We start from the raw sequence: 25,048 nt of genomic DNA, 5'->3' as shown, positions 1-25,048 counted from the left end.
AGGAGCCGGAACTGAAGCTTCAACGCCGTGTCAATTCCCCGAGATAGGCACAGAACATGTCAGCCAGCCCGTCGGAGTAACGCGTGATCTCGGCCGTGCTGCGCGGTACTTCCGAAAACCGCTTGCCGACCTCACTCAGCGTCGTCTTGATCAGCTCGCCGGCAAGCTCGCGTCTGGCCGCGGAGGCTTTCGGCAGCGCTTCCTGCATGAACGCCGCGATGATCTCCTCACCGGCGGCCCGCGCCTCGTGCGCCTCCGGCGCGTCGCGATAGAGCGGCGCGGCATCATTGAGCGCAATGCGGATTGCGGCCTCCTCGCACTCGGAGCGTATGAAGGCATGGACCAGCGCGCGTAGCCGCGCCGGCGGCGGCTTGGTCCGGTCCGCAAGGATGCCGCGCAACAGCTCGCTGGTGCGCCGCCACTCGTCGCTCTGAAGGCGGAACAGGATCGCGGCCTTGTTGGGAAAATATTGATAGAGCGAGCCGACGCTCACCCCGGCCCGCTCCGCCACCCGCGCCGTGGTGAAACGCTGCGCGCCCTCCTTCGCCAGGACCTGAACAGCGGCATCGAGAATGGCCGCAACCAAACCGGTCGAGCGGGCCTGTTGCGGCTGTTTTCGCGAGGAAACTGAACGACTTCGACGATCGGCCATGGCACGCCCGGTGAATGCGAATAGGAAATGCGACGAATTAGTCGTATTTCAGACGGCGCGCAAGCACGCGCTCTACGTCACCCCTGGAGAACCTCGAATGACCACCCCAACCATTACATCGCTTGCGCCGCTGCTGGATCGCCTGTTCGACGAGGACGAGACCGCAAGCGGCGCAACGCGGGCCGCCGTCGCCGATTTGTCCGAGGCAGACCGGGTGCGGATGATGCAGAGCAAGACCGATTACCGCGACCTCTACGGACGGCTGAAGGACGTCCCGCTCGCGGTCTCGCGCGAGACCGGAACACTGCTCTACATGCTGGCACGCAGCTCCGGCGCGCGCACGATCGTCGAGTTCGGCACGTCGTTCGGCATCTCGACGCTGCACCTTGCCGCAGCCTTGCGCGACAATGGCGGCGGCCGCCTCATCACCAGCGAGTTCGAGCCGTCCAAAGCGGCGCGGGCGCGAGAAAACCTCACGGCCGGCGGCTTGATCGATCTCGTCGAAATCCGTGAAGGCGACGCGCTGACAACGCTTCGAGCCGATCTGCCCGATACGATCGATCTCGTGCTGCTCGATGGCGCCAAGGCGCTCTACCCGGAAATCCTCGATCTGCTGGAAAACCACCTCGGACCGGGTGCGATCATCATCGCCGACAATGCCGACGACAGCCCGGACTACCTGGCGCGCGTACGCAGGCCTGGAAGCGGCTATATGTCGACGCCCTTCGCCGAAGACGTCGAACTCTCCGTGCGGATCAGCTAACGCCGGATCGACGCACCGCAGGATCTCGAGCCGCCGCACCATCGCGCAGCGGCATCGTTTGGACTCAACACCGGTCCGCGCATTCCAACCGGTGTCGCAGGTTCGTCATTCACACATGATATCTGCTCGCCGCAAAGAGCCATCCATGGGGCTGACTTGGCTGCCCCTGCGGTTTCTCTCTTGCGCCCAGAGGCTCATGACCTCCGCTTTCAATGCTTACGCGGCCCTCGCCCTTGCCATCGTGTTCGAGGTCACCGCGTCGGCGCTCCTGCAGCAGTCCGCGCAGTTCACCCGTCCCTGGCCGACGCTGGCGATGGTGATGTTCTACGTCGCCTCGTTCTATGCGCTGTCGGTCGCGATCCGGGTCATTCCGTTGAGCATCGCCTATGCGATCTGGGGCGGGGTCGGCATCATCCTGACCGCCACAGTCTCCTTCGTGCTGTTCCGCCAGATACTGGACTCCGCAGCCTTCGTCGGTATCGCCCTGATCGTATCAGGGGTCGTGATCATCAACCTGTTCTCGGAGAGTGCGGTGCGTTGATCCCGGCAAGCTGCGGCGCGCAGAGCTACTGGCTCTGCACCGGCTTCAGCTGATGCGGGGTGGATCGCGCCGGCTTCTTCGCGGGCTTGGCCGCTGCGCGCGGCGGCGGCTCATCGACCGATTCCAGATAGGCGGCGAGCATCCTCGCCGAGTCCGCGCTGGTCGCGTAATGGTCCCTCAGGAACCAGGACAGCGTCAGGGTAAAGCGACCCTTGGCAAGGCCGCGCGGACTGCGATGGCAGGTCGCGCAGCTGTCAGCGAAGAGCTTGGCGGGCGACTTGCCGGCGTCGAGATTTTGCGCGGCCGCGACCGTCGCCGTGAAAACGGCCGCGGCTGCAAGACTCATCAGGGCCGCGATCGGCGCGCGCCCCGGTCCAAACAGCGATGTCAAATGACGTCCCCTCGGCCGCGCGTCGGTTACGCCGCCGACAGCTGATCGAATTCGGGCGGCGCGTAGGCCTTGCCATCCTGGTCGGTGATGACGACGCGCCACCCTTCGCTCGCCCACACCCTAGCCTTCGCCACGATGAGCAGCCGGCTCTCGCGGGCGAAACTGTACTTCTCGTTGTCGCGTTCTGCGATCATCTTGTAGGCCAATTCGCGTCCCCTTGCGTCGCCCTGCACCCGCCCTCCTCGTGGCAGCGGGCTTTGGCGGCAATTCGCCGGGAGCGTGGCAATTTGGTGCCATCCGCAGGCACGACGCCGGCGCCGACGCCGAGGCGCCTTCATGTCGGTTCTGAATCGGCCACGGGAGCTGGTCCGTCACATCAGCTGCAACGGAACCGAGCGTCCCAACGTCGAACTCCGCTAATGCACGCGGATGATATGGGGGCGGCCGAGATCGATCAGTCCCTGCACCGCAGAGAGGCGATCGTCGAGGGCTGCGATGGTGAGCAGCAGATTGTTGCGGCGCTCGTCGAGCATGCCGATCTCGGCGCCGGTGAGCTTCGCGCCCATCCGCTCCTTGTGAATCCCTTCCAGAGATTCGCGCAGCCCGGCAATCAGACCCGCCAGCTGCTTGGCCTCCTTGGTCATCGACCGCTTCGCGACGTTGTGGCGGCGCGTCTCCGCCTGGCTTTGTCTCATCTTCATCCTCCCGTGCCCCGCTGCCCCGAGTGGATGCTTGCATCTTTGGGTACACATCTTACGATCGATGAAATCTGCCCGCGAAGAACTTTCTTAAATTGTACGCGCAGGGAACCCGACTGAATCCAGCAGAAAGCCCGGCGCGCGGGCCGGGCTTTCCTTCGGGCTTCTTAGTGCTTCGGGTGGCCGCCGCCGGGGCCGCCGGCCGGGGCACCACCGCCGCGGGGCGCGGCGTTGACGTGCGGAGCGCCGCCACCGCCGTGCGGCATTGCAGGCGCAGCGGCACGGGGCGCCGGCATCTGCGCTCGCGCATTCATCGGCGCGCCGTGGCTCACATTCGGCGGCGCGACATGCGGCATTGCGCGTCGCTCGGCAGGTGCGGCCGAGACACGCGGGGCTTCATGCGCACGAGCCATCGGCTGGGTCCGCACCGCAGCGGGGCTTGCGGCCCGTTCGTGCATCATGCGGGCCTGGGCATCGCGCGGACTGCGAGTCTGCACATGGGTCCGCTCATGCGCGGCGCGCTCGCTCCGTCCGGCACGCGTCCGGTCGGCGGCAGCAGCCGCGTCGCGCTTCGCGATCGCAGCGTCACCTCTCGTGATCGCCGCGTCACGTCTCGTGATCGCAGCGTCGCGCGTGGCGATCGCAGCGTCGGGCCGCGCGTTCGCGGCATTGCGTCCGGAGATCGCGGCGCCCTTGCCCCGCACGCCTTCTCGTTCCAAAGCAAGCGCCGCATCGCGCGTCGCCGTGCGACCGATGCGGGCCGCGCGCGGATCAAGCGTCATTCGGGTCGCGATGCTCCGATGCGAGGTCCAGTAACTGCTCCAGTGGGCGTGGCGGCGATACCAGGGACGTCCCGAATAGTGGCTCGACCAGTACGATGTCAGCACGAACGGGACCACGGGCACGCCGATCTCGTCGACATAGTCGGGCAGATAGACGTAGCGGTTGCGATAGAGATATTCGAGATATTGCGATGACACCCAGCCGCGATCGTCGGAAAAGCTGACGTCGCACCAGGCGTTGCCGCGCAGGCAGCCATGGATGTTGACGCGGGCGCCTCCGGGGATGCGATCGACCAGGGGAAAGCCTGCGCCCGGGCCGGCCCGCAGGCCGGTCGAGACGGTCACGATGCCCGGCGCGGCCAGTGCGGCCGTTGGCGCGAGCAGCAATGCGGCAATCAAAACGCTCTTGAATTTCATGGCGTGTTCCTCCTCTTTCGAGTCGGAACGCGCTGGCGGAATGGGCGTTCCGTGCGCGGGGACCGCATCCGCCCGAAAGATTGAAACGCAGACGGCGCGCGGTTCAATATTCATTCGTCGTTCATCGGCGCAACGCGCCAGCGTCGCCGGCCGATCGTCAGTTGACCTGCAGCATGAACGCGTCGAAGTACGATGCAAGCCCGGCAAAGTCGTCGAGCGGCAGCACGTTGGCGACATACTGGTCCGGCCTCACCACGACCATGCAACCGGCTTTCCGATCGATGCCGCGCATGGCGAAGACGTCATGACCGCTCTTGAGGTCCGGGCAGAACATCTTCTCATAGTCGCGCAAGCCGTAACGGCCTTTACGCGGGAGCAGCAGCGGCGGCATTGCCTCGACGGCGAGCTCACGATGGTTCTGCTGGAACACCGCGCGCAGATCGATCACGCTGTCGACGTCGGCGCCGCCAGGCGTATAGCGCCTCACCGGCGACTCCCGCGCCTCGGTCAGGAAATTGCAAAGCGCGCGAACGGCCGAGCCTGCGGCGGCAGGATCTTCCGCGGGAGAGAAGGCATAGATCCGGAAACGACCGTCGGCCTGCCCGGCATGACCGAGATGCACCGGCTTGGCGTCAGCCAGACGGATCACCGGGGCGGAATGGAAGCGCTTGCCGATGACGAGGCCTTGCGCGAGGTGCTGATGCGACGCCGCGCCGGTGAGGAGCGACGGCCTGTAATGCGTCGCCGTGCCCGCGGTGTAGCGGCCGTGCCGGACGAAATAGTCCTGGGTCCTGGCGGCATCAGCGCCGCCAGCCTTGGCGGCGGAGGCAAGAATGCCCGCCCACTCACGGTCGAAATCGATCAGCTCTTTGGCGACCGCCTGGCGCTCGGCCGAATAGGAATGCAGCAGCAGTGGGGCGCATCGCTTGCGCATGACGGCAGCGAGCTTCCAGCCCAGATTGAAGGCGTCCTGCATCGAGACGTTCATGCCCTGCCCCGCCTTCGGGCTGTGGGTGTGGCATGCATCGCCGGCGATGAAGATGCGCGGCAGGCGCGTTGCGGTCTCCACGTCCGGCACGTCGTCGAACTTGTCGGTCAGGCGCTGGCCGATCTCGTAGACCGACCACCAGGCGATCTCCTTCACCTCCAGCGTATGCGGCTTCAGGATCCGCTGCGCCTTGGCGATCACGTCATCGGCGGTGATGTTGCGGCTCGCGACGCGCTCGCCGACCTCGAGCTTGGCGAGCTCGACATAGATGCGGACCATGTAGCCGCCTTCGCGCGGAATGATCAGCAGGCTGCCGTCCTTGGCCGACTGGATCAACGACTTGAAGCGGATGTCCGGAAAATCCGTCACGGCCAGCACGTCCATCACACCCCAGGCGTGGTTGGCGGAATCGCCGTGCAGCTCGCGTCCGATCGACTTGCGCACCGTGCTGCGCGCGCCGTCGCAGCCGACGACATAGCGCGCCTTGACGGTCTCGACCTTGCCCTCGTTCGCCGCATCGACGCGTTCGAGATGCACCGTCACGGCATGATCGCCGGGACCTGCGACCGGATCGACCTGAAGGTCGAGAAGACGGCGGCTGTAATGGGGTTCGAGCTTGGCCGGCGATTTGCGCATGACGTCGAGAAAGCCGTCATGGATGCGTGCCTGGTTGAGGATGACGTGCGGGAATTCAGACAGGCCGTCCTCGACGTCCTGCACCCGGCCGCTGCGGATGATGGTGTCGGGCCTGCGCTCGTCCGGCTTCCAGAACGTCGTCTCGTTGACCCAATACGCCTCCTTCAGCACGCGCTCGCTGAAGCCGTAGGCATGAAACATCTCCATGGTGCGGCAGGCGATGCCGTCGGCCTGCCCGACCAGCAGACGATCGGGCTTCTGCTCGACGATGCAGGTCTTGATATCAGGGAATTGCGCGAGTTGCGCCGCGAGCGTGAGGCCGGCCGGCCCGCAGCCGACGATGAGGACATCGACCTCGTCAGGCACCGCGCCCGCTGCGCCGGAAGCCTGAAGGCGGTCGGCGGGATCGGCAATCTCGGGATCGCCCGGCTGAAATCCATTGAGATGGAATTGCATGAGCACCTCTCCCCGGCAACGCTCTGTTTGATATTGCTTAGTATGCTGACTATCAGTATACTTGTCAACGAGCCGCGGCGCCTCGTCCCAGGAGAACAATTCGGTGAAAGACAACAACGACATGCCCGGGCATCTGGCGCGCCGGTTCCAGCAGATCGCGGTCGCGGTGTTCCTGGCCGAGGTCGAGGATGCCGGCTTCGACCTGACGCCGGTGCAATACGCCGCGCTTGCGACGATCAAGGCCAATCCGGGGCTCGACCAGGTGACGCTCGCGGGCCTCATCGCCTACGACCGCACCACCATCACCGGCGTGATCGACCGCCTCGTGCAGAAGGGCCTCGCCGAGCGCCGCGCCTCCAGCCGCGACCGCCGCGCCCGCGAGCTCGTGATCACCGACGAAGGCCGGCGCACGCTCCGCAAGATCACGCCGGCGGTCGAATCGGCCCAACGCATCATGCTGCGCGGCCTCAGCGCAAAAGAGGCCGAGGACTTGATGCGACTGCTGCGCAAGGCGATTGCCGCCGGCAACGATCTGAGCCGCGCTCCGCTGCGCGATGCGGCGGTCTGATGCCGCACGTGCCGCAATTGTCGCAGCGCACGAAACCAGGAACTAACTTTCAGCTGCTAACGTCGGCCGCATTGGGCGCTTAACGCGCGATTAACTTTGCGGGACGGAGTTCGGAATGTTCAGGTTCCTCGTTGTGGCCGCAGCCATGACGCTCACGGTCAGTCATGCGGTGGCGGGCGGCCATGGCGGCGGTGACCCTCCTCCGCCGAAGGTCGAGGCGCCGGTGGCTCCTGCCAAGGTCATCCTGACCAAGCAGGGTCCCAAGCTCGTCGATCTCAATGGCATGACGCTCTATACCTATGAGCGCGACACCACCGGAAAGACGTCGAACTGCAACGGCAAGTGCACCGAGAGCTGGGTGCCGCTGCCCGCAACAGCCGACGCCAAGGCGGTCGGCGACTTCACCGTGATCAGCCGCGACGACGGCAGCAGGATGTGGGCGTACCGCTATCGTCCGCTCTACACCTCGCCCGCCGACAAGGCGCCCGGCGACGCCAAGGGCAACGCCACGACACTGCAATGGCGAATCGCGCGGCCTGCCGACTAGGGCAGGATCAGCCCAAGCATCTGACGTCAGAGCGCGCGTAAGCTCTGCCAGCTTCCGCCCGTCGCGGCCCGCGCGCTCTGTCCGGGCGGCAGCACCACGACCATCGAATTGAGCTTTACCCGGTCGTACAAGTCGATCACGTCCTCGTTGCGCATCCGGATGCAGCCGGAAGAGATCGCCTGGCCGATATATTCGGGCTGGTTGGTGCCGTGGATGCGATAGAGCGTGTCCTTGTTGCCGGCATAGAGATAGATGCCGCGCGCGCCCAGCGGATTGGCGGGACCGCCGGGAACCCGTGCCGGATACGGCCCGAGCCGCGCCTGGATATCTGCCGTCGGAACCCAGTCCGGCCATTCGGCCAGCCGGCCGACCCGCGCGACCCCGGAGAACGCCATGGCTTCCTCGCCTACCGCAACGCCGTAACGGATCGCCTTGCCGTCAGGCAGCACGAAATAGAGGTAGCGGGCGTCGGTATCGACGAGGATGGTGCCGGGCTGCTCCTTGCGGTGATAATCGACGATGTGACGGAGATATTGCTCGGGCACATTCGCCTTCGTGTAAGGCGTATGCGCGAGCAGCTGCCGGTCGCGCGGCGTCATGCTCGCATCGTTCGAAGGTGAAAGCGTGGTCTGCATGCAGCCGCCCAGCGGCAGCAAGGCAATAGCGAATAAAGCGATTAAAGATCTTGGCACCGCCGGCCCCTCTAGCGGATAGCACCCCCAGCGCCACCAGATGTTGCCAAAATCGTGCTGAAAACAAGGCAACGAGGAACACGTGCACGTGTTCGAGAAATCTGGTTCCATCACCACAAACGGCGGAAGAGCGTCGCATCATCTCCATCCCCTCGCCTTGCTTTGGTCAAACCCGGCTGGACTCGTGCGTCATGCGCCGGGGCTCATCGGATTTGTATGAGCTCCCCTCGATAGATCGGCTCGCGCCAATGCGAGCGACCAGGACGTAACACCGGGCCTCAACGCCTGGGCCTCAAAGGAGCTGCGATGCTCGCGACGCTGAACCCCAAGCAAATCGTCGATGAGATCGTGAAGGACACGGTGAAGGACAACGATCCGCACGACGCGATTCAGATTTCGCCCGACATCGTGCTGGCTTCGCGTCCCGTCAGTGTTGCACCGGCGTTGGCGCCTGACGTCACGACCCGTCCGGAACCGAAATTCGCGCCACCGCCCAAGATCTCTCTCGAGCCCAAGCGCTCACTGGAGCCTCGATTCGCTCCGGTCTCGGAGCCGCCGGCGGCGCCGCCGCCCTCGGTCGACACGGCGGTGCGCGTCGCAGCGAGCGACGATCACGTCCGGCCGAAGCGATCGGCAATGCGCAAGTGGCTGCGCGGTGCGTTCGTCACGGTTCTGTTTGCCGGAGGAAGCGCTGCCGCCACCATCGCCTGGGAGAGGCATGGCGATACGGCCAAGCAGATGCTCGCCGAATGGACGCCTGCTTTGGCGTCGCTGACGTCGCTGTTGCCCTCGGCATCGCAGACCGCGTCAGTCGCCCCCGCGCAAGCCGCGGCGCCCGCGCAGCAAGATGCGCCGCCCGCAGCGCAAACGCCGACCGATCAAGCCATTGATCAATCGGCCACGCCGCCCTTGGCGCAGGTTGCAACAGCCTCGCCTGCGGCAACCGCTTCCGATTCAGCACAGTCGGTGCAATCGATGACGCGCGACCTCGCCGCGATGGCGCAGCAGATCGAGCAGCTCAAGGCCAACATCGCCGAACTGAAGGCTGGACAGGAGCAGATGGCGCGGGAGATGGCGAAGCCGCCCGCACCGAAACCGGTGGCCGAGGCCAAGCCGGTCGATCCGCGCACACGCGCAGCCGCGCTGCCGCCGAAACCTCCGGCGCCGCCGGTTCGCAAACCGAAGCCGGCCGTGTCGCAAACTTACATGCCGGCTCATTCGCCCCAGCCGCTCGCACCGCCGCCGCCGTCGCAAGCTGCCGCGGTCCCGCCGCCACCCGTGACTACAACGCAAGCCGTTGCCGATGACGACGGCCCGATCGTGCGTCCGCCAATGCCGTTGCGCTAAAGCATGATCCGGAAAAGTGCGCAGCGGTTTTCCGAAAAGATCATGCTTAAACAACAATCGAAAGCGCGATGACGATTCATCCTAATCGCATCGCGCTTTAGATTAGCGCGACAGCGGCGTACACGCTGTCCGAGTCGGTGTGATGCGTTGAGTCCGGGCAATTACGGGGAAGCAATATTTCACGCTCAAGAGAAAAGGCCGTCGGGATCTATGCCGGCGGCCTTCTCTTGCAGCTGCCGGTTCCCGGAGCCCGGTTCTGCTGCAATTCCATGCCTTATGATTGCGCCACGTATTTAATAAACTCTTAACGGCCCCGCAGGCTGCACATCATTTCTGCGCCATAAGCACAGAGATTGCGCGGCCCGTTCATTCGATAGATATCGACTCAGTGCTACCATCCGGACGTGTCGAGATTTCCATTGAAGATTTGTTTTTAAAGCCGGGTCGTCACATCGGGGAATTCGGATGCCTTACTACTCCTTCGATCTCGTGGTTGGTGAAGAGTTCAGGAACCAGGGCGGAATCATTCTCGAGGACATCGAGGTCGCCTCCGATCGCGCCGATCAACTCGCATGCGAGCTGTCCCAGGTGAAGCCGGAGCTGCAGCAGAAGGGATGCGCGGTGCGCGTCACCGATCGCGATCACAACGAGCTCTATCGTACGCCGCTCGATCCGGTGCCGGCCTGGCGCCGCTGACTTAGGCGTCGAGCGCCGGTGGCTCGAACCAGTTCGTCAGAGCCAAGCCGCCGTCGACCACGAAGGCCGCGCCGGTGACGTAACCGGACAGCTTGTTCGACAGCACCGTGAGCGCCATCGGTGCGAGGTCGTCGGCCTCGCCGAGACGCCCGAGCGGAATGTGCCGCGCCAGCGCGGGATCCGCAACGAACCCGCCGGCCGCGATCGCACCAGGCACCAGCGCATTGACGCGGATGCCGTAGCGGCCGAACGTCCTGGCCAACTCCTTCACCAGCATCGCCAACCCTGCCTTCGCTGTGGAGTAATGCGGCAGGTTGCGCGGCGTGCCGGCATGCAGCGAGGTGAGAAACAGGAACGAGCCCGGCCGCTTCGCCGCGATCAGGCGCTTGGCGAGTTCGCGCCCCAGGTGAAAGCCGGCATCGAGATTGACGGCGTGCATCTGCTGCCAGGTCCTGCGATCGACCGCGAGCGCATGATCGGCCTCGCGCCGCGGCGGCGACGCGCTGTGGACGAAATGCGTGATCTCGCCCAATGCCGTCGTCGCCGCATCGAGCAACGCCTCGCATGCGGCCGGCTCGGCGAGATCGCCGACCCAGGGCACGGCGAGCTCGGGCCGCGGGCTGGCGCCGATCGCGGCGCTCACCCGCCCGGCATCGACGTCGGCGAACACGGTCCGCACGCCCTCGCCGACCAGAGCCTGCGCGATGGCGCGGCCGATGCCGTTGCCCGCGCCGGTCACGAGCGCCGTATCGTGGGTGGGATCGAACGGTGCGCTGAACAGGCTCATGTCGCTCTCCAAGGCGTTGCCAGCCACGATAGCGGACTCCAGCAGGTTGCGACAAATCCGCCTCGGCACCATTGCGGAGCCGCGCGCCGGACGCTAGCCTCCCCAAAAATCGGAGGAAAGACCAGGATGCGCTACGGTTTGCTGATCGCTGCCCTGTTGCTGAGCGCAGCTCCCGCCCAGGCCCAGGACCAGGCTAAGGACCAGGCTAAGGACCACACACGCTCGACCTATGTGACCCTGATGCTGCAGGCCTTCGCCGCCAAGGTTCAATGCCCGGGCACGGACGTCGTCTACCAGGACCTCGTGCAGAGGGCGGAACAGATGCACCTGCCCGAGGGCACCACCGAGAAGGTGCGCAAGGCGATTGCCTGGATGCACACCGGCGGCAAGATGGGCGAGAAGCAGGATGACGATCTGATGGCCGAGGTCGCGGTGGCGACCCAGGCGACAGATCTCAACCAGCGGCGCCTCGGCATGCCGAGCTGGTGCGAGGTGCAGAAGACCAACCTCGCCGGCCTGATCCGCGCCAAGGGCGGCTAAAACGGGCGGTTGACAAGGGCGCGTTAAGCACGCGGCCGAGAGATTGTCCGCCGGCCAACAATTGTCACAATTCTGGCAAGCATGCGGGGCCTCTTCGAATTCGAACAGGAACCTCTCATGCGGATGATCCATGTCGTTTTCGCCGGCACGCTCGCGGCCGCCACGGTGCTGACCGGCCCTGTGCTGGCGAAGAACTCAGACAGCCAGAAAGCCGAGGGCAATTCGCCCTCTTCCGGGTGCAGCGCGTATCAGCAGGCGCCTGACGGGACCTGGGAGCCGCTGCCTTGCAAGGAGGCAGGAGACCGCAACCCGTCGCAAACCGGCCGATCCCAATCGCACGGAACCGAACGCGACGGCCGTTGACGCAGTTCGTGCTGCGGCGGTCAGCCCTGGTGGGGCCCACGCATGATCTTCATGGCGTCGGCGATGTGACGCCATTCCCTGGCCTCGTCGCCCTCGCCGCGGCTCTCGCAGGCCTGGGCCTGCTCGGCCGCCTTCGCGATCGCAGCAAAACCGTGCTGCTCGAGCATCTGCCGCGCAACGGTATGGACCTGGACCTCGGACATCATTTGCGCTCTCCGTCTGACGAAACCGCGGGGCCCTGACTCGGCTCTCCCTGGTTTTCGGTAACGACTCCGCCGCAGGTCCCGTTCCGCCCGCCATCGATCACATTGGCTGGCCGGGAGCCGGAGTGACGCGAACGACAAAGGCGGCCCGCTATGCCCAGCGGACCGCCTTCTCAGCCACCCCAAACTGGCTCGTCGTCGGCCGCGATCCCTACGCGACCGCGGCTTTCTTGCGCTCGAAATCGTTGGGCACCTCGATATCGACCTCCAGGGTCGAGACCTCGTCGCCGCGTTCGAGCCGGACGATGACCTTGGTCGGATCCAGCGTCACGTGTTTGGAGACGACGGCAAGGATTTCCTCGCGCAGCACGCCGAGCAAATCAGGCTGGCCGCGCATTCCGCGTTCATGGGCAAGCAAGATCTGCAGCCGTTCGCGCGCGACCGGTGCAGAGGCCTTGTTGCCGCGGAGAAGCCGAAGCAGACCCATGCTCATGCCGCCCTCCGTCGCAGCAGGCGATCCATGAAGCCCTTGCGCTCGGTCGGCACCTGCATCGGCACGGTGTCGCCGCACAGCCGGCGTGCCGCGTCGATATAGGCCCGCGCCGGAGCGCCGTCGGCATTCGACAGCGTGACCGGCGTACCGACATTGGAGGCACGCAGCACGTCCTGGCTCTCGGGGATGATGCCGAGCAAGGGCGTTGCCAGGATCTCGAGGATGTCGTCGATCGTCAGCATCTCGCCGCGCGCGGCGCGGGAGGGATCGTAGCGGGTGATGAGGATGTGCTTCTCGACCCGCTCGCCCTTCTCGGCCCGCACGGTCTTGGAATCGAGCATGCCGATGATGCGGTCGGAATCGCGCACCGAGGACACTTCCGGATTGGTGACGATCACGGCCTCGTCGGCGAAGCGCATGGCCATGGAGGCGCCGCGCTCGATGCCGGCCGGGCTGTCGCAGATCACCCAGTCGAAGCGCTCGCGCAGATCGGCGATGACCTTGCCGACGCCCTCTTCCGTCAGCGCGTCCTTGTCGCGGGTCTGGGAAGCCGGCAGCAGCCAGAGGTTCTCCAGCCGCTTGTCGCGGATCAGTGCCTGCGGCAGCTTCGCCACGCCCTGCACCACGTTGATGAGGTCGAACACGACGCGTCGCTCGGCCCCCATCACGAGGTCGAGGTTGCGCAGGCCGACGTCGAAGTCGACGACGACGACCTTGTCGCCGCGCTGCGCCAGCGCGGCCCCCAGCGCGGCGGTGGTCGTGGTCTTGCCGACCCCGCCCTTGCCTGATGTCACGACCAGTACCTTGGCCATCTCAATTGTCTCCTTCTGGTCAGTTCAGCGCGGTAATTCGCATAATGTTGCCCTGCAGGAAGGCCTGGGCCGGCCGACCGCGAAGCGCGGCGTCGATATCGTCGGCGGTCTGATAAAACCCATCGATCGCAAGCAGTTCGGCTTCGATCTTCTGGCAATAGATGCGCGCGCTGGTGTGCCCGTTGACGCCCGCCATGGCACGGCCGCGCAGGGCGCCATAGACGTGGATCGAGCCGCCGGCGACGACCTCCGCGCCAGAGCCGACCGAGCCCAGGATGGTGATGTCGCCGTCCGGGAAGATCACGGTCTGGCCCGAGCGCACCGGGTTTTCGAGCAGCAGCGAGGATGACTTGGTCTCGGACTTCGCCTCGGGCTTCTTGGGCGCGGTCGGCTCGACCACGCAGCTGCGCCCGCCCGACAGCAACGGCGGCATCATGGGCGTGAGCTTCGCCTCCTCCACGCCCTCGATGCCCAGCACGCGGATATTGCGGTCCTGCAGGCTGGTGAGCAGATGGCCAATGCCGGACTGGCTGAGATCGACCGAGGACAAATCGATCACCACGGGCCGGCCGGCAAAGAAGCCCGGCGAGCGCGCAATGGTGGCGTCGATCTCGTGCAGCCAGTCCTGCACCGGAACCGTCGGCGTAAACACGAAGGCCACGTAGGAGCGCCCGCGCAGGCGCACCATTTGGCGTTGAGGTTTGACTGCAGCCTCCATAGCGGCCGACTCGTTCCCTGTTATTGAATGGTTAACGATGCGGCGGATATGGTTAACGGCCGGTTAATTCTCCGTGGGATTACGTGGCATGGGCCGGTTCGCGTCGCTCTCGTGCCACCAGGTCATGTTCTCGGCGCGTGGGCCCCGGCTCTGCAGCGTACCGTCGAAGGGACGCTGCGCTGCGTCTGGGGCACCAGTGAGCAAGGCCCATCCCTCTCACAGCGTCATTGCGAGGAGCTCTTGCGACGAAGCAATCCAGACTGCCTCCGCAGAAGCAGTCTGGATTGCTTCGCTGCGCTCGCAATGACGAGGAGAGAGGCCGCTACTTCTTCACCTTGCTCGCGTCCATCTTGATCGCGGGGTCCAGCATCTTGGTGGTGAACGCGGTCGTGACATCGAACGGCTTCTCCATGCCGAGGTAGGTCTGGACCAGTTCGTAATCCTTCTTCATCCGTTCGCCGTCGATCCAGCCGAGACCCTTTGTCGTCGTGAACTCGTCCGTCATCAGGAATTTGATGCGCTCCCACTGGCGTTCCTGGTTCGCCTTATCGAGCCCGGAGACCTGGTCGAGCAGCGCCTTCAGGCACGGCGTGACGTCGGCGACGCAGGCCGCAAAGGCCTTCTGCGTGACGCGCACGAAGTCTTCCACGACCTTCGGATTCTTCTGCAGGTACGCGCCATTGACGATCAGCGAATTGCCGTAGGGATTGAGTCCGATGTCCTTCCAATTGACGTAGCCGAGGTCGGGCCCGAACTCGATCACCTTCAGATCGTGCTCGTTGTAGAAGTCGCTGATGATATCGACGGTGTGGCTCTTCAGCGCCGCGATCTTCGCCGTCGGCCCGACATTGACGAAGCCGACCGAGTCGGGGGCAAGCCCTGCGGCCTTGGCGAAGGCAGGCCACATCACGCGCGAGGCATCGCCGGGCGGATTGCCGATCTTGTGGCCGGCGAAATCCTTCACCCCGTTCACGCCGTAGCTCTTCAGCCAGTAGAAGGTCTGCCCGGTGTTGGCGTAGACGCTCATCACCGCGACGGTGTCGGCGCCCTTGCTCTTGGCCACCAGCATGGTGGCGAGATCGGCGACGCCGAACGGCGAGCCGCCGGAGCCGACCTTGGCGGCGGAGACGCCGGAGCCCTTGCCGGTCTCGATCGTGAGGTCGATGCCGGCCTTCTCGTACCAGCCCTGCGCCTTGGCGTAATAATACGGCGAGTGATCGGCCGTCGGCGTCCAGTTGAGGATCAGGTTCACCGCCTCGCCCGCGCTCGCCGGCACCGCCGGCAAGCCGAGCATCAGGGCCACAACAGTCGCCTGCAAACGCTTCATCGCATCTCTCCTCATGCCAGCGACCCGGCTTGTCGCTCTCCTCTTGTGAGGATACCAATGCAACAAGCCCGCCCTCCACTTGTCAACTGTTTGGTTGAAAATGTCCGCAAAACGATCTGGCGACACCGCGCCGCAGCGCCGCGATCCCGTCGCCACCCGCAACAAGCTGCTGACCGCGGCGCGCCTGGAATTCGCCCGGCACGGCTTTGCAGGCGCGCGCGTCGACGAGATCGCGATGCGCGCAGGCGTCAACAAGCAGCTCGTCTACCATTATTTCGGCGACAAGGACGCGCTCTACCTCGCCGTGCTGGAATGGGTCTATGAGGACATCCGCGAGCAGGAGCGCAAGCTCAACCTCGAAGGCCTGCCGCCGGAAAAGGCGATCCGCAAGCTGATCGAGGCTTCGTTCGACCATCTGGCGGCAAACCCCGATTTCATCGTGCTCTTGAACGACGAGAACCGCGGCGGCGCCCGCCACGTCCGCGGCTCGACGCGGCTGGAAGCGATGCATTCCCCGCTTGTAAAGAGCGTTTCGCACATCCTCAACGAAGGGGTGCGCGCGGGCGTGTTCCGCAAGGGGATCGATCCGGTCCAGCTCTATATCTCCATTGCGGGCCTGTCTTATTTCTTCTTTTCCAACACGCCGACGCTGTCGGCGATCTTCGGCAAGGACCTGTCGAGCCGCGCCCAGCGCCGCGCCCGCCGCCGCCACGTCGCCGACCTCGTGCTGCAGTCGCTCCGGCCATAATCAACCAACTGGTTGAAACTTTCCCCGAACGCGGCTAGGCTCGCGACCTGCGGCCGCGTTGCCGCGGCAACAGGGAGCCATCGGTGGCAGGAGACAGGGCCCGCATCCCGCGCAGCTTCGCGATCATCCTGATCGTGCATCTCGCCGTGCTCGTGCTCTGGCAGGTCGCGGTCGACGCCTTCCAGGTCCCTAAATTCATCCTGCCCTCCCCGCTGGCAACGATCCAGACGCTGGGCACCGCAGGCTATGCCTGGGGCGCCAACACACTGGTGACGGCGGTCGAGATCCTCGGCGGCTTCGCGCTCGGCGCCGTCGTCGGCGTCGCGCTCGCCGTGATCTTCAGCTGGGCGCCGCTGCTGAGCCTCGTGCTGCTGCCGCTGTTCGTGACGCTGAACATGATCCCGAAGGTCGCGCTCGGCCCGCTCTTCATCGTCTGGTTCTCCTACGGCATCGTGCCGAACATCCTGATTGCCTTCAGCATCTGCTTCTTCCCGATCCTGCTCACCACCGCGCGCGGCCTGCGCGAGGTCGAGCCGGATCTGCTCGATCTCGTCAAATCGCTGCGCGGCTCGCGCTGGACCCTGTTTCGCAAGATCCAGCTGCCGGGCTCGCTGCCTTACATCTTCTCCGGCATGAAAGTCGGCGCCATCCTGGCGGTCGCCGGCGCCATCGTCGGCGAGTTCATCGCCTCCGAGCGCGGGCTCGGTTACCTCATGATCCAGGTACAGTCCTCGCTCGACACGCCCGCGATGGTGATGGCGGTCGTACTGCTGACGCTGCTGGGCGTCGCGCTCTACGGCCTGGTGCTGGCCCTCGAACGCATGTTCGTGGTCGGCGACGCAAGACAGACCTGACAACGGCAGACCTGAGGACCCAATCCATGCTGCTCACCCGCCAGACGCTGCCGAAGACCATCCCCGATATCGCAGCCCTCGACGACCTCTTGTGCCGGCCGACGCAGGCACTGATCGACGACCTTGCCAAGGTCGACGGCGACATCATGATCCTCGGCGTCGCCGGCAAGATGGGCCCGACGCTGGCGGGCCTTGCGAAAGCCGCGGTGCCGGATCGCCGCGTCATCGGCGTCGCCCGCTTCAGCGACGCCGGCGTGAAGGACTGGCTGCACGCGCGCGGGGTCGAGACGATCAATTGCGACCTGATGGACGAGACGGCGATTGCGGCGCTGCCGAAGGCACCGAACATCGTCTTCATGGCCGGCCGCAAGTTCGGCGCCGAGGGCGACCTGTCACTGACCTGGGCGATGAATGCGCACGTGCCCGCCTTGGTGGCACAGGCCTTCCCGTCCTCGCGCATCGTGGCGTTCTCGACCGGTTGCATCTATCCCTTCGTCCCGGTCGACGGCAAGGGCTCGACCGAGGACATGGCGCCGAATCCACCCGGCGAATACGCGCAGTCCTGCGTAGGCCGCGAGCGCATGTTCGAATACTTCTCGCGCAAGCTTGGAACGCCGGGGCGGCTGTTCCGTCTCAATTACGCGATCGACATGCGCTACGGCGTGCTGCACGACATCGCGACGAAGGTGCTCAACGGCGCGGCGATCGACGTCAGCCTGGGCCATGTCAACTTCATCTGGCAGGGCGATGCATCCGCGCAGGCGCTGCGCTGTCTCGCCCATTGCACGACGCCGACCTCGCCGATCAATGTCAGCGGCCACGAGATCCTGGCGGTACGCGATCTCGCCCAAAAGTTCGGCGCAAGGTTCGGCCGCACGCCGGTGCTGACGGGCAAGGAAGAGCCGACGGCCTGGCTGACCGATACGTCAAGAGCGGTCGAGCTGTTCGGCCTGCCGGTGGTTGATACCGAGCAGCTGATCGCCTGGACCGCCGACTGGGTCGCGCGCGCCATGCCGAGCCTCGGCAAGCCCACCAAATACGAGGTGCGCGATGGACGCTACTGAAGCCCCGCCTGTCCTCAAGCTCGGCGTGCAGGACGCGATCGCGGGGTTGGCGCTCTCGACCGAGGCGCACTGGAATCAGACCGAAGAGGATTGGCGCATCTTCCTGCGCGACGGCATCGTGTTCGGCATCCGTGACGGCGCGCGGCTGGTCGCGACCGCCGCCCTGCTGCCCTATTCCGGCGACAACGCCTGGATCAGCATGGTCTTGGTGTCGGCAACGCATCGCCGCCGCGGCCTTGCAACACGCCTCGTCGATGCGTGCCTGGACACTGCACGGAAGAACGGCCTGACGTGTTGGCTCGACGCTACGCCCGACGGCGCTGCCGTCTACGGCCCGCTTGGGTTCACGCCGACGCTGCAATTGCGCAGGTTGAAGCTGGCGCGGCCTGCGCGAGCGGAAGCGCCGCCATTGTCGTTAGCGACGCTCGATGCGCTTGCGATGCGGGATCGGCGCGCGAGCGGCTTTGACCGGACCGCGCTCCTCTCCGCCTTCGCCCAGCGTCCCGGCTCGCGCATCGTCGGCACGGAACGCGCCATCGCGCTGGTACGCGACGGCCGCACCGCCCGCCATATCGGCCCGTTGTTGGCTGACAATGTCGCGGCAGCCCTGGATTTGGTTGACGCCATCGTGCGCTCGGAGACCAGCCCGCTCCTGCTCGACGCCGTCGCCTCGCAAGCCGTGTTCCTCGAAGGCCTGACCGCCTCCGGCTGGACCGTCGAGCGCCCGTTCCAGCGCATGCGGTTCGGCCCCGCCACCGTCACCGGTGAGGAAACCCCATTCGCCGTCGCCGGCCCCGAATTCGGATAGGACATCATGCACCACAGCCAGATCAACAGCGACGTCCGCAGGCTGATCAATGAGGGCACGGTGCTGCCGGCGCACCCCCTCGCGCTCACCGCCGAACGTCAGCTCGACAAAAAGCATCAGCGGGCGCTGACACGCTATTACATCGACGCAGGCTCGGGCGGCCTTGCAGTCGGCGTGCACACCACGCAGTTCGCGATCCGCGATGTCGGCCTCTACCGCCCCGTGCTCGAGCTCGCCGCCGAGACCGCGGCGAACTGGACCAGGCGTCCGCTGGCGATGGTTGCGGGCCTCGCCGGTCCGACAACGCAGGCGGTCACCGAAGCCCGCACCGCGCGCGACATCGGCTATCACGCCGGCCTGCTCAGCCTCGCCGCGATGAAGAGCGCCTCCGAGGACGAGATCATCGCGCATTGCACGGCGGTCGCGGCCGAAATCCCGCTGGTCGGCTTCTATCTCCAGCCGGCCGTGGGCGGCGTCGTCCTGTCGAGCCGGTTCTGGCAGCGCTTCGCCTCGATCGACAACGTCATCGCGATCAAGATCGCGCCGTTCAACCGCTACCGGACGCTCGATGTGCTGCGCGGTGTTGCGGCGGCAGGCGCGCTCGACCGCGTCGCGCTCTACACCGGCAACGACGATCACATCCTGCTCGATCTCACCTTGCCCTTCGACCTGCGCGACAACGGCGTCACCACCCGCACCTACTTCAGGGGCGGCCTGCTCGGCCACTGGTCGGTATGGACCGCGAGCGCGATCAAGCAGTTCGAGCGCTGCAGGGCGGCACGGCACAAGGACAGCGTGCCGGCGGATCTTCTCGCACTCGATGCCCGGGTCACCGACTGCAACAGCGCCTTCTTCGATGTCGCCAACAATTTTCACGGCTGCATCGCAGGCTGCCACGAGGTCCTGCGCCGCCAGGGCCTGATGCGAGGCCTGTGGTGCCTCGATCCGAACGAGGGCCTCAGCCTCGGCCAGAAGGAGGAGATCGACCGCGTCACGCGTGAGCACGCCGACCTCAGCGACGATGCCTTCGTCGCCGCGAACCTGAACAAATGGCTGGCATGAGCCCAGCCCCCTTCATCAGCCTGCAGGGCGTCCGCAAGGTCTATCGCAGCGGCGGCGCCGAATTCCTGGCGGTGTCCGACGTCACCATGGACGTGCAGGAAGGCGAGCTCGTCTCGCTGGTCGGCCCGTCCGGCTGCGGCAAGACCACGGTGATGAAGATCCTGGCCGGCCTGCACGGCGCCGACGGCGGCACGGTGAGGATCGGCAATGCCGACAGCCCGTTCGATCCGACCCGTGACATCGGCATGGTGTTCCAGCAGGCGCTGCTGCTGAAATGGCGGACGATCCTGGACAACGTGCTGTTGCCGGCCGAGATCGTCGGGCTGCCGATGAAGGCCGCGCGCGAGCGGGCGCGCGACCTGCTCAACCTGGTCGGGCTCGCCGGCTACGAGCAAAAGTATCCGCAGCAGCTGTCCGGCGGCATGCAGCAGCGCACCGCCATCGCGCGCGCCTTCATTCACGATCCCAAGCTGATCCTGATGGACGAGCCGTTCGGCGCGCTGGATGCGCTGACGCGCGAGCAGATGAACCTGGAGATGCTGCGGATCTGGCGCGAGAGCGGCAAGACCATCATCTTCGTCACGCATTCGATCCAGGAGGCCGTTTTCCTGTCCTCGCATTGCGCGGTGCTGACCGCGGGTCCTGCGAAGATGGCCGATTATTTTCCAATCGACCTGCCCTTCCCGCGCGACCTGCCGCTGAAGACCACCGATGCTTTCGGGGCGTATGCGCGAAGGATCTACGCGAAACTGGGATTGGGCGCGGCGTAGTTCGCCACAGGATGAGTCCCGTAGGACCTCCTACCCGTGGTCAAGGGGAGATCGCCCTTGAGCGATATGGTAGCGCCGTGCTCGATGCAGTCCAGGACGCGTTGCGCCGGCGTTGCCGGTGCCTTCGGCATCCTGGACAGCATCTGGGGGCGCGGTTCCTACGTCGGTGCTCAAGGCACAGGTGGGCAAGGCTGCTCCCGGCGGATCGGCCCGCACGGCCAGTCTACTCCAAAAGGCCGTCTCGAACCTCTCAAGGGTACAGGGTGGGCAAAGCGAAGCGTGCCCACCATTGCCCATGAAGTGAAAGAACGTGGGCACGGCGCAAGAGCGCCTTTGCCCACCCTACGAGAGCCGGGCGCGGCATGAACACCGCGCCCACTCACATCAGCTCTTGTTGCGCATCTTGCTGAGCAGGTAATTGTCGTAGAAGTTTTCCGCGATCTGCGTGTAGAACAGCAGCTCCTTCATATACGCGTCGTGGCTCTCCTTGGTGCGCTTGAACAGGTCGCTCTTGGCGGCGAGCTCGTTCAGATGGTCCTGGGTCGCGTTGTAGCAGGCCTCCAGCACCGGCTGCGGGAACGCTTTCAGCTCGGTGCCGTTCGCGATCAGCCGCTTCAGCGCGCCCGGGTTCACGCTGTCGTATTTCTCGACCATCCACGCCCCGGCGGCCGAGCCCGCCTGGTTGACGATCGCCTGGTATTGCTTGGGCAGCGAATTCCACTTCTCGTCGTTGACGATCATGTGCAGCATGGCGCCGCCTTCCCACCAGCCGGGGAAATAGTAGTACTTGGCGACCTTGTAGAAGCCGAGCTTCTCGTCGTCATAGGGACCGACGAACTCGACCGCGTCGATCGTGCCCTTCTCCAGCGCCGGATAGATATCGCCGCCCGCGATCTGCTGCGGGACCACCCCGAGCTTTGCCAGCACGTGGCCGCCCATGCCGGCGATGCGGAATTTGAGGCCCTTGAGGTCGTCGACGGTCTTGATCTCCTTGCGGAACCAGCCGCCCATCTGGGTGCCGGAATTGCCGCAGAGGATCGCATGGGCCTTGAATGGCTTGAGCGCCTCATTGGTGAGGTCGGCGCCGCCGCCGAAGTGCCACCACGATTCCTGATGGCGATGGTTCATGCCGAATGGCGCACCGGTGGCATAGGCCAGAGCGGGCTCCTTGCCGATATAGAAATAGAGCGGGGTCTGCGCCATCTCCACCGAGCCGGTGCTGACGGCATCGAGCGCCTGCAGGCCCGGAACGATCTCGCCGGCGCCAAAGGTCTGAATCTGGAATTTGTTGTCGGTGGCCTCCGCGATGTATTTCGCGAAGGTCTGCGCGGTGCCGTAGATGGTATCGAGCGACTTCGGGAAGCTCGAGGTCAGGCGCCATTTGATCTCGGGCATGCTCTGCGCGATCGCAGGTGCAGCAACCAGCGTAGTCGCGCCGGCAACCGCGCCGCCCCTAAGGAATGTACGGCGTTTCATGATGGCTCTCCTGAAAGTAAGGTTCAACATGCGGGCTTGCGGCAACGATCTTCGCGGATCGTTTGCCCGTTCCTGCAGCGGAGTTCAAGCCGTGCGGACAAGGCCCGCAGGCCTTCAGAGCAGCTTCGCGCTGACGAACAGCGCGCGCACGGCGTTGGTTGCCTGCACCGCCAGCATCGCATTACCGGCCGCGCCTTCCAGGGCCGCGACGGCGTCCTCGTGCAGGGAGCGGAATTCCATCCACTCGACCGACTTGAAATTGGTGAGGAATTGATAGGCCTGGCCGACAGTCGCGATCGCCAGCGTGTCGCCGTTCAGCTTGATCTTGAACGTCGTGCGCAGCGGGGTCTCGGAACTTGATGGATCGCTCATGGGCTGCTTTTGGACGATGACGGCTTAACGAAGGGGAAACGGCAGCCCTGCCCTGGCAGGCAAGAATATCAGGAATCGGTGCTCGCGCGCCGCGAGGCGGTCGTCGCCCCGCTCAGGCTCGGCACCACGACCAGGCGGTTGAACTCGCCTTTGTCGTAGGCTTTGAGGAAACGATCATGCTCCTTGATCGAGACGCAGCCGTTGGAATCGCCACGCGGCCCGAGCAGGTAGCCATGGGTGAGAAGGCCGACGCGGCCGAGCGCGCTGGTGCCCTCGGTCGGCGTCAAGCGCAGCGCGCGGGTGCCGTGGAACAGCTTCTCGCGCGGCTTCAGATCGTAAATCGCGGGCGGGGTCGCGCCGACCATGCGCTGATCGACATGATCGGGATCGTCCATCAGCGCGCCCATGCCGGAATGGGCTTCCAGCGCGACGCCGCTCGGCAGGTAAACCGCCTTGGCCTTGATGTCATAGACTGCGGTCCGCGAATCGTAGCCGAGGGCGGCGAGATCCGGAGCCTTGCCGAACAGGCCGTCGCCGGGCGTCAGCGACGCCAGCCGGATCTTGTCGCTGAACTTCTCGAAGAAGTTGCGGTTGTCGGCCCTGGGATTGGTGGTGTCGGCATAGGCCTGGCTGGAGGCGATCTGGGCCGATAGGTCGGCCTGAACCGGGCGCGAGCGCGGCATCGGGATGGCGTCGGCATGCTGCGAGGCCCTGGCCTCCTCGGTCAGGTGACGGTCGTCGTCGGTCAGGGTCGAACGCCAATCACCGCCCTGAAGCTTCTGCGCCAGCATCGCCTTGGCGTCGCGGAGCTTGAGCTGGACCGCATTCAGGGCGGAGCGCTCCACCGTCCGCAGCCCGAGGTCCCGGGCCGGCGGATTGCCGGACGCCGAAGCGAAACGGTCCTCAAAGGAAGGGGTATTGGCCGGCGGCAGGGCGGCGGAGACCAGCGCGCTGGAATGGCTCAAGCTCGAAGCTCCGATGTCCGCGACCCAGGCGGCGGCGCCCAGCGCCAGCGCGACGGCAGCCAGAGACAGCAAAACGCGCTCGGCCCGCCCCATACGGCGGCGCGGCAACAGCCTCTCGGCGCGAGCGCGGTCGGAAACCATCAGATCCCCAAATCGATTCCCCGGGGGGCCCAACCCCCACCCAGAGACTCTATATCAGCTACCACACTGGGAGCCAAAAGTTAGGCATAATCGCGGCCGGCAAGGGCCCGACAAGGCATCTCCGGGGTATCCAATGACCGATCCTTTCGATCTCGAGCGCTTCGTCAGGGCCCAGGACCCGGTTTTTCGCGCCGTCGAGGCCGAACTGGCCCGGGGCCGGAAGCAGACTCACTGGATGTGGTTCGTCTTCCCGCAAGTCACCGGCCTCGGCTCCAGCGCCATGTCGCAGCGCTACGCCATCGGCTCCCGTGCCGAGGCCAAGGCCTATCTCGCCCATCCCGTGCTCGGGGCCCGCCTGATCGAATGCACCGGGCTCGTGCTCGCCGTCCAGGGGCGGAGCATCAACGCGATCCTCGGCGCGCCGGACGACGCCAAATTCCGCTCGTCGATGACGCTGTTCGGCGCGGTGTCCGATGAGCCCATTTTCGGCGCCGCCCTCGCCCGCTATTTCGCAGGCGAGCGCGATGCCGCGACGCTGGAGATCCTGTCGAAGCTGGACCGGGAGGCCTCAAGCCTGTGATCAACGCCCTTGGAAGACTGCGGCACGGCGCTCGATGAAGGATTGAATGCCTTCCTTTGCATCGGCGCTTGCGAGCACGCGGGCGCGAATATTCGGGATGTAGGCGATCGCGGCCGCCTCGCCGGATTCGACATATTTCGCCGCCGCTTCCTTGGTGACCTGGATGCCGAGCGGGGCATTGCGCGCGATGATGGCAGCGAGCGCCATTGCGCGCTCGATCTGGTCGCCTGCCGGCACGACCTCCTGGACGAGGCCGATCGCATGAGCGCGCTCGGCCGAGAACTCGTCGCACAGAAACAGATGGTACATCGCATCGCCCCAGCCGGCGCGCGACAGGAAGCGGAAATGCGCACCGCCAAGCGGCGCGATGCCACGCTTGGATTCCATCTGGCAGAAGCGCGCATCCGCAGCGGCTACCACGATGTCACCAGCAAGCATCAACTCGATGCCGACGGTGTATACAATGCCCTGCACGGCGGTGATGACAGGCTTGCGACAGCGCTTGGCAAGACCGAACGGATCGACATTGCCTTCCCTGATGGCACGCTTCTCTGCGGAAGGCCCGAAGAATTTCGGCATGTCGAGACCCGCGGTGAAATCCCCGCCCTCGGCGCAGATGACGCCGACGCGGTAAGCCTCGTTGTCGTGCAGCTCGGTCAGCGCATCGGACAATTGCTCCATCATCGCCGGCGTGAACGCGTTCTTCTTGGCGGCGTTGTCGATGATGATCTTGAGAACGTGACCCTGCACCTCGGTGCGGATGCGTCCCTCGCTCATACGTTTCTCTCCAT

32 protein-coding genes are annotated in these 25,048 nt (G+C 65.4%); 15 read left to right on the top strand and 17 right to left on the bottom strand.

Features of this window, described 5'->3' with window-relative positions:
- Nucleotides 1–19: 19 nt before the first annotated feature.
- Entirely contained in the window at nucleotides 20–652 is a 633-nt protein-coding gene (locus DCM80_RS26730) for a TetR family transcriptional regulator (RefSeq protein WP_257194440.1), read from the bottom strand.
- 97 nt (nucleotides 653–749) lie between these two features.
- Between DCM80_RS26730 and DCM80_RS26725 the strand changes: the two genes are divergently transcribed.
- Nucleotides 750–1,415 (top strand): O-methyltransferase, encoded by a 666-nt coding sequence (locus tag DCM80_RS26725; protein WP_257194439.1) that lies wholly within the window; start codon nucleotides 750–752, stop codon nucleotides 1,413–1,415.
- A gap of 196 nt (nucleotides 1,416–1,611) precedes the next feature.
- Nucleotides 1,612–1,956, top strand: coding sequence for a multidrug efflux SMR transporter (locus DCM80_RS26720; protein WP_257194438.1), 345 nt, complete (start codon nucleotides 1,612–1,614; stop codon nucleotides 1,954–1,956).
- Between the two features lie 25 nt (nucleotides 1,957–1,981).
- Here DCM80_RS26720 and DCM80_RS26715 read toward each other — a convergent pair whose 3' ends face one another.
- From DCM80_RS26715 to DCM80_RS26695, 5 genes are all read right to left on the bottom strand, one after another.
- Entirely contained in the window at nucleotides 1,982–2,302 is a 321-nt protein-coding gene (locus DCM80_RS26715; protein WP_257198070.1) for a hypothetical protein, read from the bottom strand.
- 71 nt (nucleotides 2,303–2,373) lie between these two features.
- Nucleotides 2,374–2,580 (bottom strand): hypothetical protein, encoded by a 207-nt coding sequence (locus DCM80_RS26710; RefSeq protein ID WP_257180249.1) that lies wholly within the window; start codon nucleotides 2,578–2,580, stop codon nucleotides 2,374–2,376.
- A 183-nt stretch (nucleotides 2,581–2,763) separates the two neighbouring features.
- Nucleotides 2,764–3,042 (bottom strand): hypothetical protein, encoded by a 279-nt coding sequence (locus tag DCM80_RS26705; RefSeq protein WP_257180250.1) that lies wholly within the window; start codon nucleotides 3,040–3,042, stop codon nucleotides 2,764–2,766.
- A 170-nt stretch (nucleotides 3,043–3,212) separates the two neighbouring features.
- A complete protein-coding gene (locus tag DCM80_RS26700; RefSeq protein WP_257194437.1) occupies nucleotides 3,213–4,244 on the bottom strand; it encodes an SH3 domain-containing protein in 1,032 nt (343 codons plus the stop codon).
- Nucleotides 4,245–4,401: 157 nt separating this feature from the next.
- Nucleotides 4,402–6,324, bottom strand: coding sequence for an FAD-binding monooxygenase (locus DCM80_RS26695; RefSeq protein ID WP_257194436.1), 1,923 nt, complete (start codon nucleotides 6,322–6,324; stop codon nucleotides 4,402–4,404).
- Nucleotides 6,325–6,427: 103 nt separating this feature from the next.
- Between DCM80_RS26695 and DCM80_RS26690 the strand changes: the two genes are divergently transcribed.
- Together DCM80_RS26690 and DCM80_RS26685 are read left to right on the top strand one after the other, a co-directional pair.
- Nucleotides 6,428–6,892, top strand: a complete 465-nt coding sequence (locus tag DCM80_RS26690) for a MarR family winged helix-turn-helix transcriptional regulator (RefSeq protein ID WP_257194435.1) — start codon at nucleotides 6,428–6,430, stop codon at nucleotides 6,890–6,892.
- 115 nt (nucleotides 6,893–7,007) lie between these two features.
- A complete protein-coding gene (locus DCM80_RS26685; RefSeq protein ID WP_257194434.1) occupies nucleotides 7,008–7,439 on the top strand; it encodes a hypothetical protein in 432 nt (143 codons plus the stop codon).
- 26 nt (nucleotides 7,440–7,465) lie between these two features.
- Here DCM80_RS26685 and DCM80_RS26680 read toward each other — a convergent pair whose 3' ends face one another.
- Nucleotides 7,466–8,074, bottom strand: coding sequence for a L,D-transpeptidase (locus tag DCM80_RS26680; protein ID WP_257194433.1), 609 nt, complete (start codon nucleotides 8,072–8,074; stop codon nucleotides 7,466–7,468).
- 363 nt (nucleotides 8,075–8,437) lie between these two features.
- Here DCM80_RS26680 and DCM80_RS26675 point away from each other — a divergent pair, with 363 nt between their 5' ends.
- Nucleotides 8,438–9,478 carry a hypothetical protein gene (locus tag DCM80_RS26675; RefSeq protein ID WP_257194432.1) on the top strand — a complete coding sequence of 347 codons (1,041 nt, stop codon included), beginning with the start codon at nucleotides 8,438–8,440 and terminating at the stop codon, nucleotides 9,476–9,478.
- Nucleotides 9,479–9,943: 465 nt separating this feature from the next.
- Complete coding sequence (locus DCM80_RS26670) at nucleotides 9,944–10,174, top strand: hypothetical protein (protein WP_028136727.1); 231 nt, start codon at nucleotides 9,944–9,946, stop codon at nucleotides 10,172–10,174.
- Between the two features lies 1 nt (nucleotide 10,175).
- On the opposite strand, the gene DCM80_RS26665 is transcribed toward DCM80_RS26670, so the two are convergent.
- Nucleotides 10,176–10,961, bottom strand: coding sequence for an SDR family NAD(P)-dependent oxidoreductase (locus DCM80_RS26665; protein WP_257194431.1), 786 nt, complete (start codon nucleotides 10,959–10,961; stop codon nucleotides 10,176–10,178).
- A gap of 126 nt (nucleotides 10,962–11,087) precedes the next feature.
- Here DCM80_RS26665 and DCM80_RS26660 point away from each other — a divergent pair, with 126 nt between their 5' ends.
- Together DCM80_RS26660 and DCM80_RS26655 are read left to right on the top strand one after the other, a co-directional pair.
- Nucleotides 11,088–11,501 (top strand): hypothetical protein, encoded by a 414-nt coding sequence (locus DCM80_RS26660; RefSeq protein ID WP_028136729.1) that lies wholly within the window; start codon nucleotides 11,088–11,090, stop codon nucleotides 11,499–11,501.
- Between the two features lie 117 nt (nucleotides 11,502–11,618).
- Nucleotides 11,619–11,864 (top strand): hypothetical protein, encoded by a 246-nt coding sequence (locus DCM80_RS26655; protein WP_257194430.1) that lies wholly within the window; start codon nucleotides 11,619–11,621, stop codon nucleotides 11,862–11,864.
- Between the two features lie 20 nt (nucleotides 11,865–11,884).
- On the opposite strand, the gene DCM80_RS26650 is transcribed toward DCM80_RS26655, so the two are convergent.
- The 5 genes from DCM80_RS26650 to DCM80_RS26630 form a co-directional block, all read right to left on the bottom strand.
- Nucleotides 11,885–12,070, bottom strand: a complete 186-nt coding sequence (locus DCM80_RS26650; protein ID WP_028136731.1) for a hypothetical protein — start codon at nucleotides 12,068–12,070, stop codon at nucleotides 11,885–11,887.
- A gap of 208 nt (nucleotides 12,071–12,278) precedes the next feature.
- Entirely contained in the window at nucleotides 12,279–12,560 is a 282-nt protein-coding gene (gene minE, locus DCM80_RS26645) for a cell division topological specificity factor MinE (RefSeq protein ID WP_028136732.1), read from the bottom strand.
- Nucleotides 12,557–13,372 (bottom strand): septum site-determining protein MinD, encoded by an 816-nt coding sequence (minD, locus tag DCM80_RS26640; RefSeq protein ID WP_028136733.1) that lies wholly within the window; start codon nucleotides 13,370–13,372, stop codon nucleotides 12,557–12,559. The genes minE and minD overlap by 4 nt, the downstream gene beginning before the upstream one ends.
- Before the next feature lie 19 nt (nucleotides 13,373–13,391).
- Complete coding sequence (gene minC / locus DCM80_RS26635; RefSeq protein WP_257194429.1) at nucleotides 13,392–14,090, bottom strand: septum site-determining protein MinC; 699 nt, start codon at nucleotides 14,088–14,090, stop codon at nucleotides 13,392–13,394.
- A gap of 322 nt (nucleotides 14,091–14,412) precedes the next feature.
- Nucleotides 14,413–15,417 (bottom strand): ABC transporter substrate-binding protein, encoded by a 1,005-nt coding sequence (locus tag DCM80_RS26630; protein ID WP_257194428.1) that lies wholly within the window; start codon nucleotides 15,415–15,417, stop codon nucleotides 14,413–14,415.
- 100 nt (nucleotides 15,418–15,517) lie between these two features.
- On the opposite strand from DCM80_RS26630, the gene DCM80_RS26625 reads away from it, so the two are divergent.
- From DCM80_RS26625 to DCM80_RS26600, 6 genes are all read left to right on the top strand, one after another.
- On the top strand, nucleotides 15,518–16,165 hold the full coding sequence (locus tag DCM80_RS26625; RefSeq protein ID WP_257194427.1) for a TetR/AcrR family transcriptional regulator: 648 nt from the start codon (nucleotides 15,518–15,520) through the stop codon (nucleotides 16,163–16,165).
- An 83-nt stretch (nucleotides 16,166–16,248) separates the two neighbouring features.
- Nucleotides 16,249–17,019 (top strand): ABC transporter permease, encoded by a 771-nt coding sequence (locus DCM80_RS26620; RefSeq protein ID WP_257194426.1) that lies wholly within the window; start codon nucleotides 16,249–16,251, stop codon nucleotides 17,017–17,019.
- 26 nt (nucleotides 17,020–17,045) lie between these two features.
- Entirely contained in the window at nucleotides 17,046–18,083 is a 1,038-nt protein-coding gene (locus DCM80_RS26615; RefSeq protein WP_257194425.1) for an NAD(P)-dependent oxidoreductase, read from the top strand.
- Complete coding sequence (locus tag DCM80_RS26610) at nucleotides 18,070–18,891, top strand: GNAT family N-acetyltransferase (protein WP_257194424.1); 822 nt, start codon at nucleotides 18,070–18,072, stop codon at nucleotides 18,889–18,891. Before DCM80_RS26615 ends, DCM80_RS26610 begins: the two co-directional genes overlap by 14 nt.
- Nucleotides 18,892–18,897: 6 nt before the next feature.
- Nucleotides 18,898–19,953: a dihydrodipicolinate synthase family protein gene (locus tag DCM80_RS26605; RefSeq protein ID WP_257194423.1), complete on the top strand. Its 1,056-nt coding sequence runs from the start codon at nucleotides 18,898–18,900 to the stop codon at nucleotides 19,951–19,953.
- Nucleotides 19,941–20,723, top strand: a complete 783-nt coding sequence (locus DCM80_RS26600) for an ABC transporter ATP-binding protein (protein WP_257194422.1) — start codon at nucleotides 19,941–19,943, stop codon at nucleotides 20,721–20,723. Before DCM80_RS26605 ends, DCM80_RS26600 begins: the two co-directional genes overlap by 13 nt.
- 384 nt (nucleotides 20,724–21,107) lie before the next feature.
- Here the strand turns inward: DCM80_RS26600 and DCM80_RS26595 are convergent, their stop codons facing one another.
- The 3 genes from DCM80_RS26595 to DCM80_RS26585 all read right to left on the bottom strand — a co-directional run bounded on the left by DCM80_RS26595 (nucleotide 21,108) and on the right by DCM80_RS26585 (nucleotide 23,629).
- Nucleotides 21,108–22,199, bottom strand: coding sequence for a TRAP transporter substrate-binding protein (locus tag DCM80_RS26595; protein ID WP_257194421.1), 1,092 nt, complete (start codon nucleotides 22,197–22,199; stop codon nucleotides 21,108–21,110).
- 114 nt (nucleotides 22,200–22,313) lie between these two features.
- Nucleotides 22,314–22,571 carry a hypothetical protein gene (locus tag DCM80_RS26590; protein ID WP_024338019.1) on the bottom strand — a complete coding sequence of 86 codons (258 nt, stop codon included), beginning with the start codon at nucleotides 22,569–22,571 and terminating at the stop codon, nucleotides 22,314–22,316.
- 68 nt (nucleotides 22,572–22,639) lie between these two features.
- Nucleotides 22,640–23,629: a DUF2778 domain-containing protein gene (locus tag DCM80_RS26585; RefSeq protein WP_257198068.1), complete on the bottom strand. Its 990-nt coding sequence runs from the start codon at nucleotides 23,627–23,629 to the stop codon at nucleotides 22,640–22,642.
- A 181-nt stretch (nucleotides 23,630–23,810) separates the two neighbouring features.
- Here DCM80_RS26585 and DCM80_RS26580 point away from each other — a divergent pair, with 181 nt between their 5' ends.
- Entirely contained in the window at nucleotides 23,811–24,257 is a 447-nt protein-coding gene (locus tag DCM80_RS26580; RefSeq protein WP_257194420.1) for a DUF1810 domain-containing protein, read from the top strand.
- Here DCM80_RS26580 and DCM80_RS26575 read toward each other — a convergent pair whose 3' ends face one another.
- A complete protein-coding gene (locus DCM80_RS26575; protein WP_257194419.1) occupies nucleotides 24,258–25,034 on the bottom strand; it encodes a crotonase/enoyl-CoA hydratase family protein in 777 nt (258 codons plus the stop codon). It lies immediately after the preceding gene.
- Nucleotides 25,035–25,048 lie beyond the last annotated feature (14 nt).

This window comes from Bradyrhizobium sp. WBOS08 (genome assembly GCF_024585125.1).
Lineage (GTDB): Bacteria > Pseudomonadota > Alphaproteobacteria > Rhizobiales > Xanthobacteraceae > Bradyrhizobium > Bradyrhizobium japonicum_B.
This window is presented reverse-complemented; position numbering and strand designations above follow the sequence as displayed.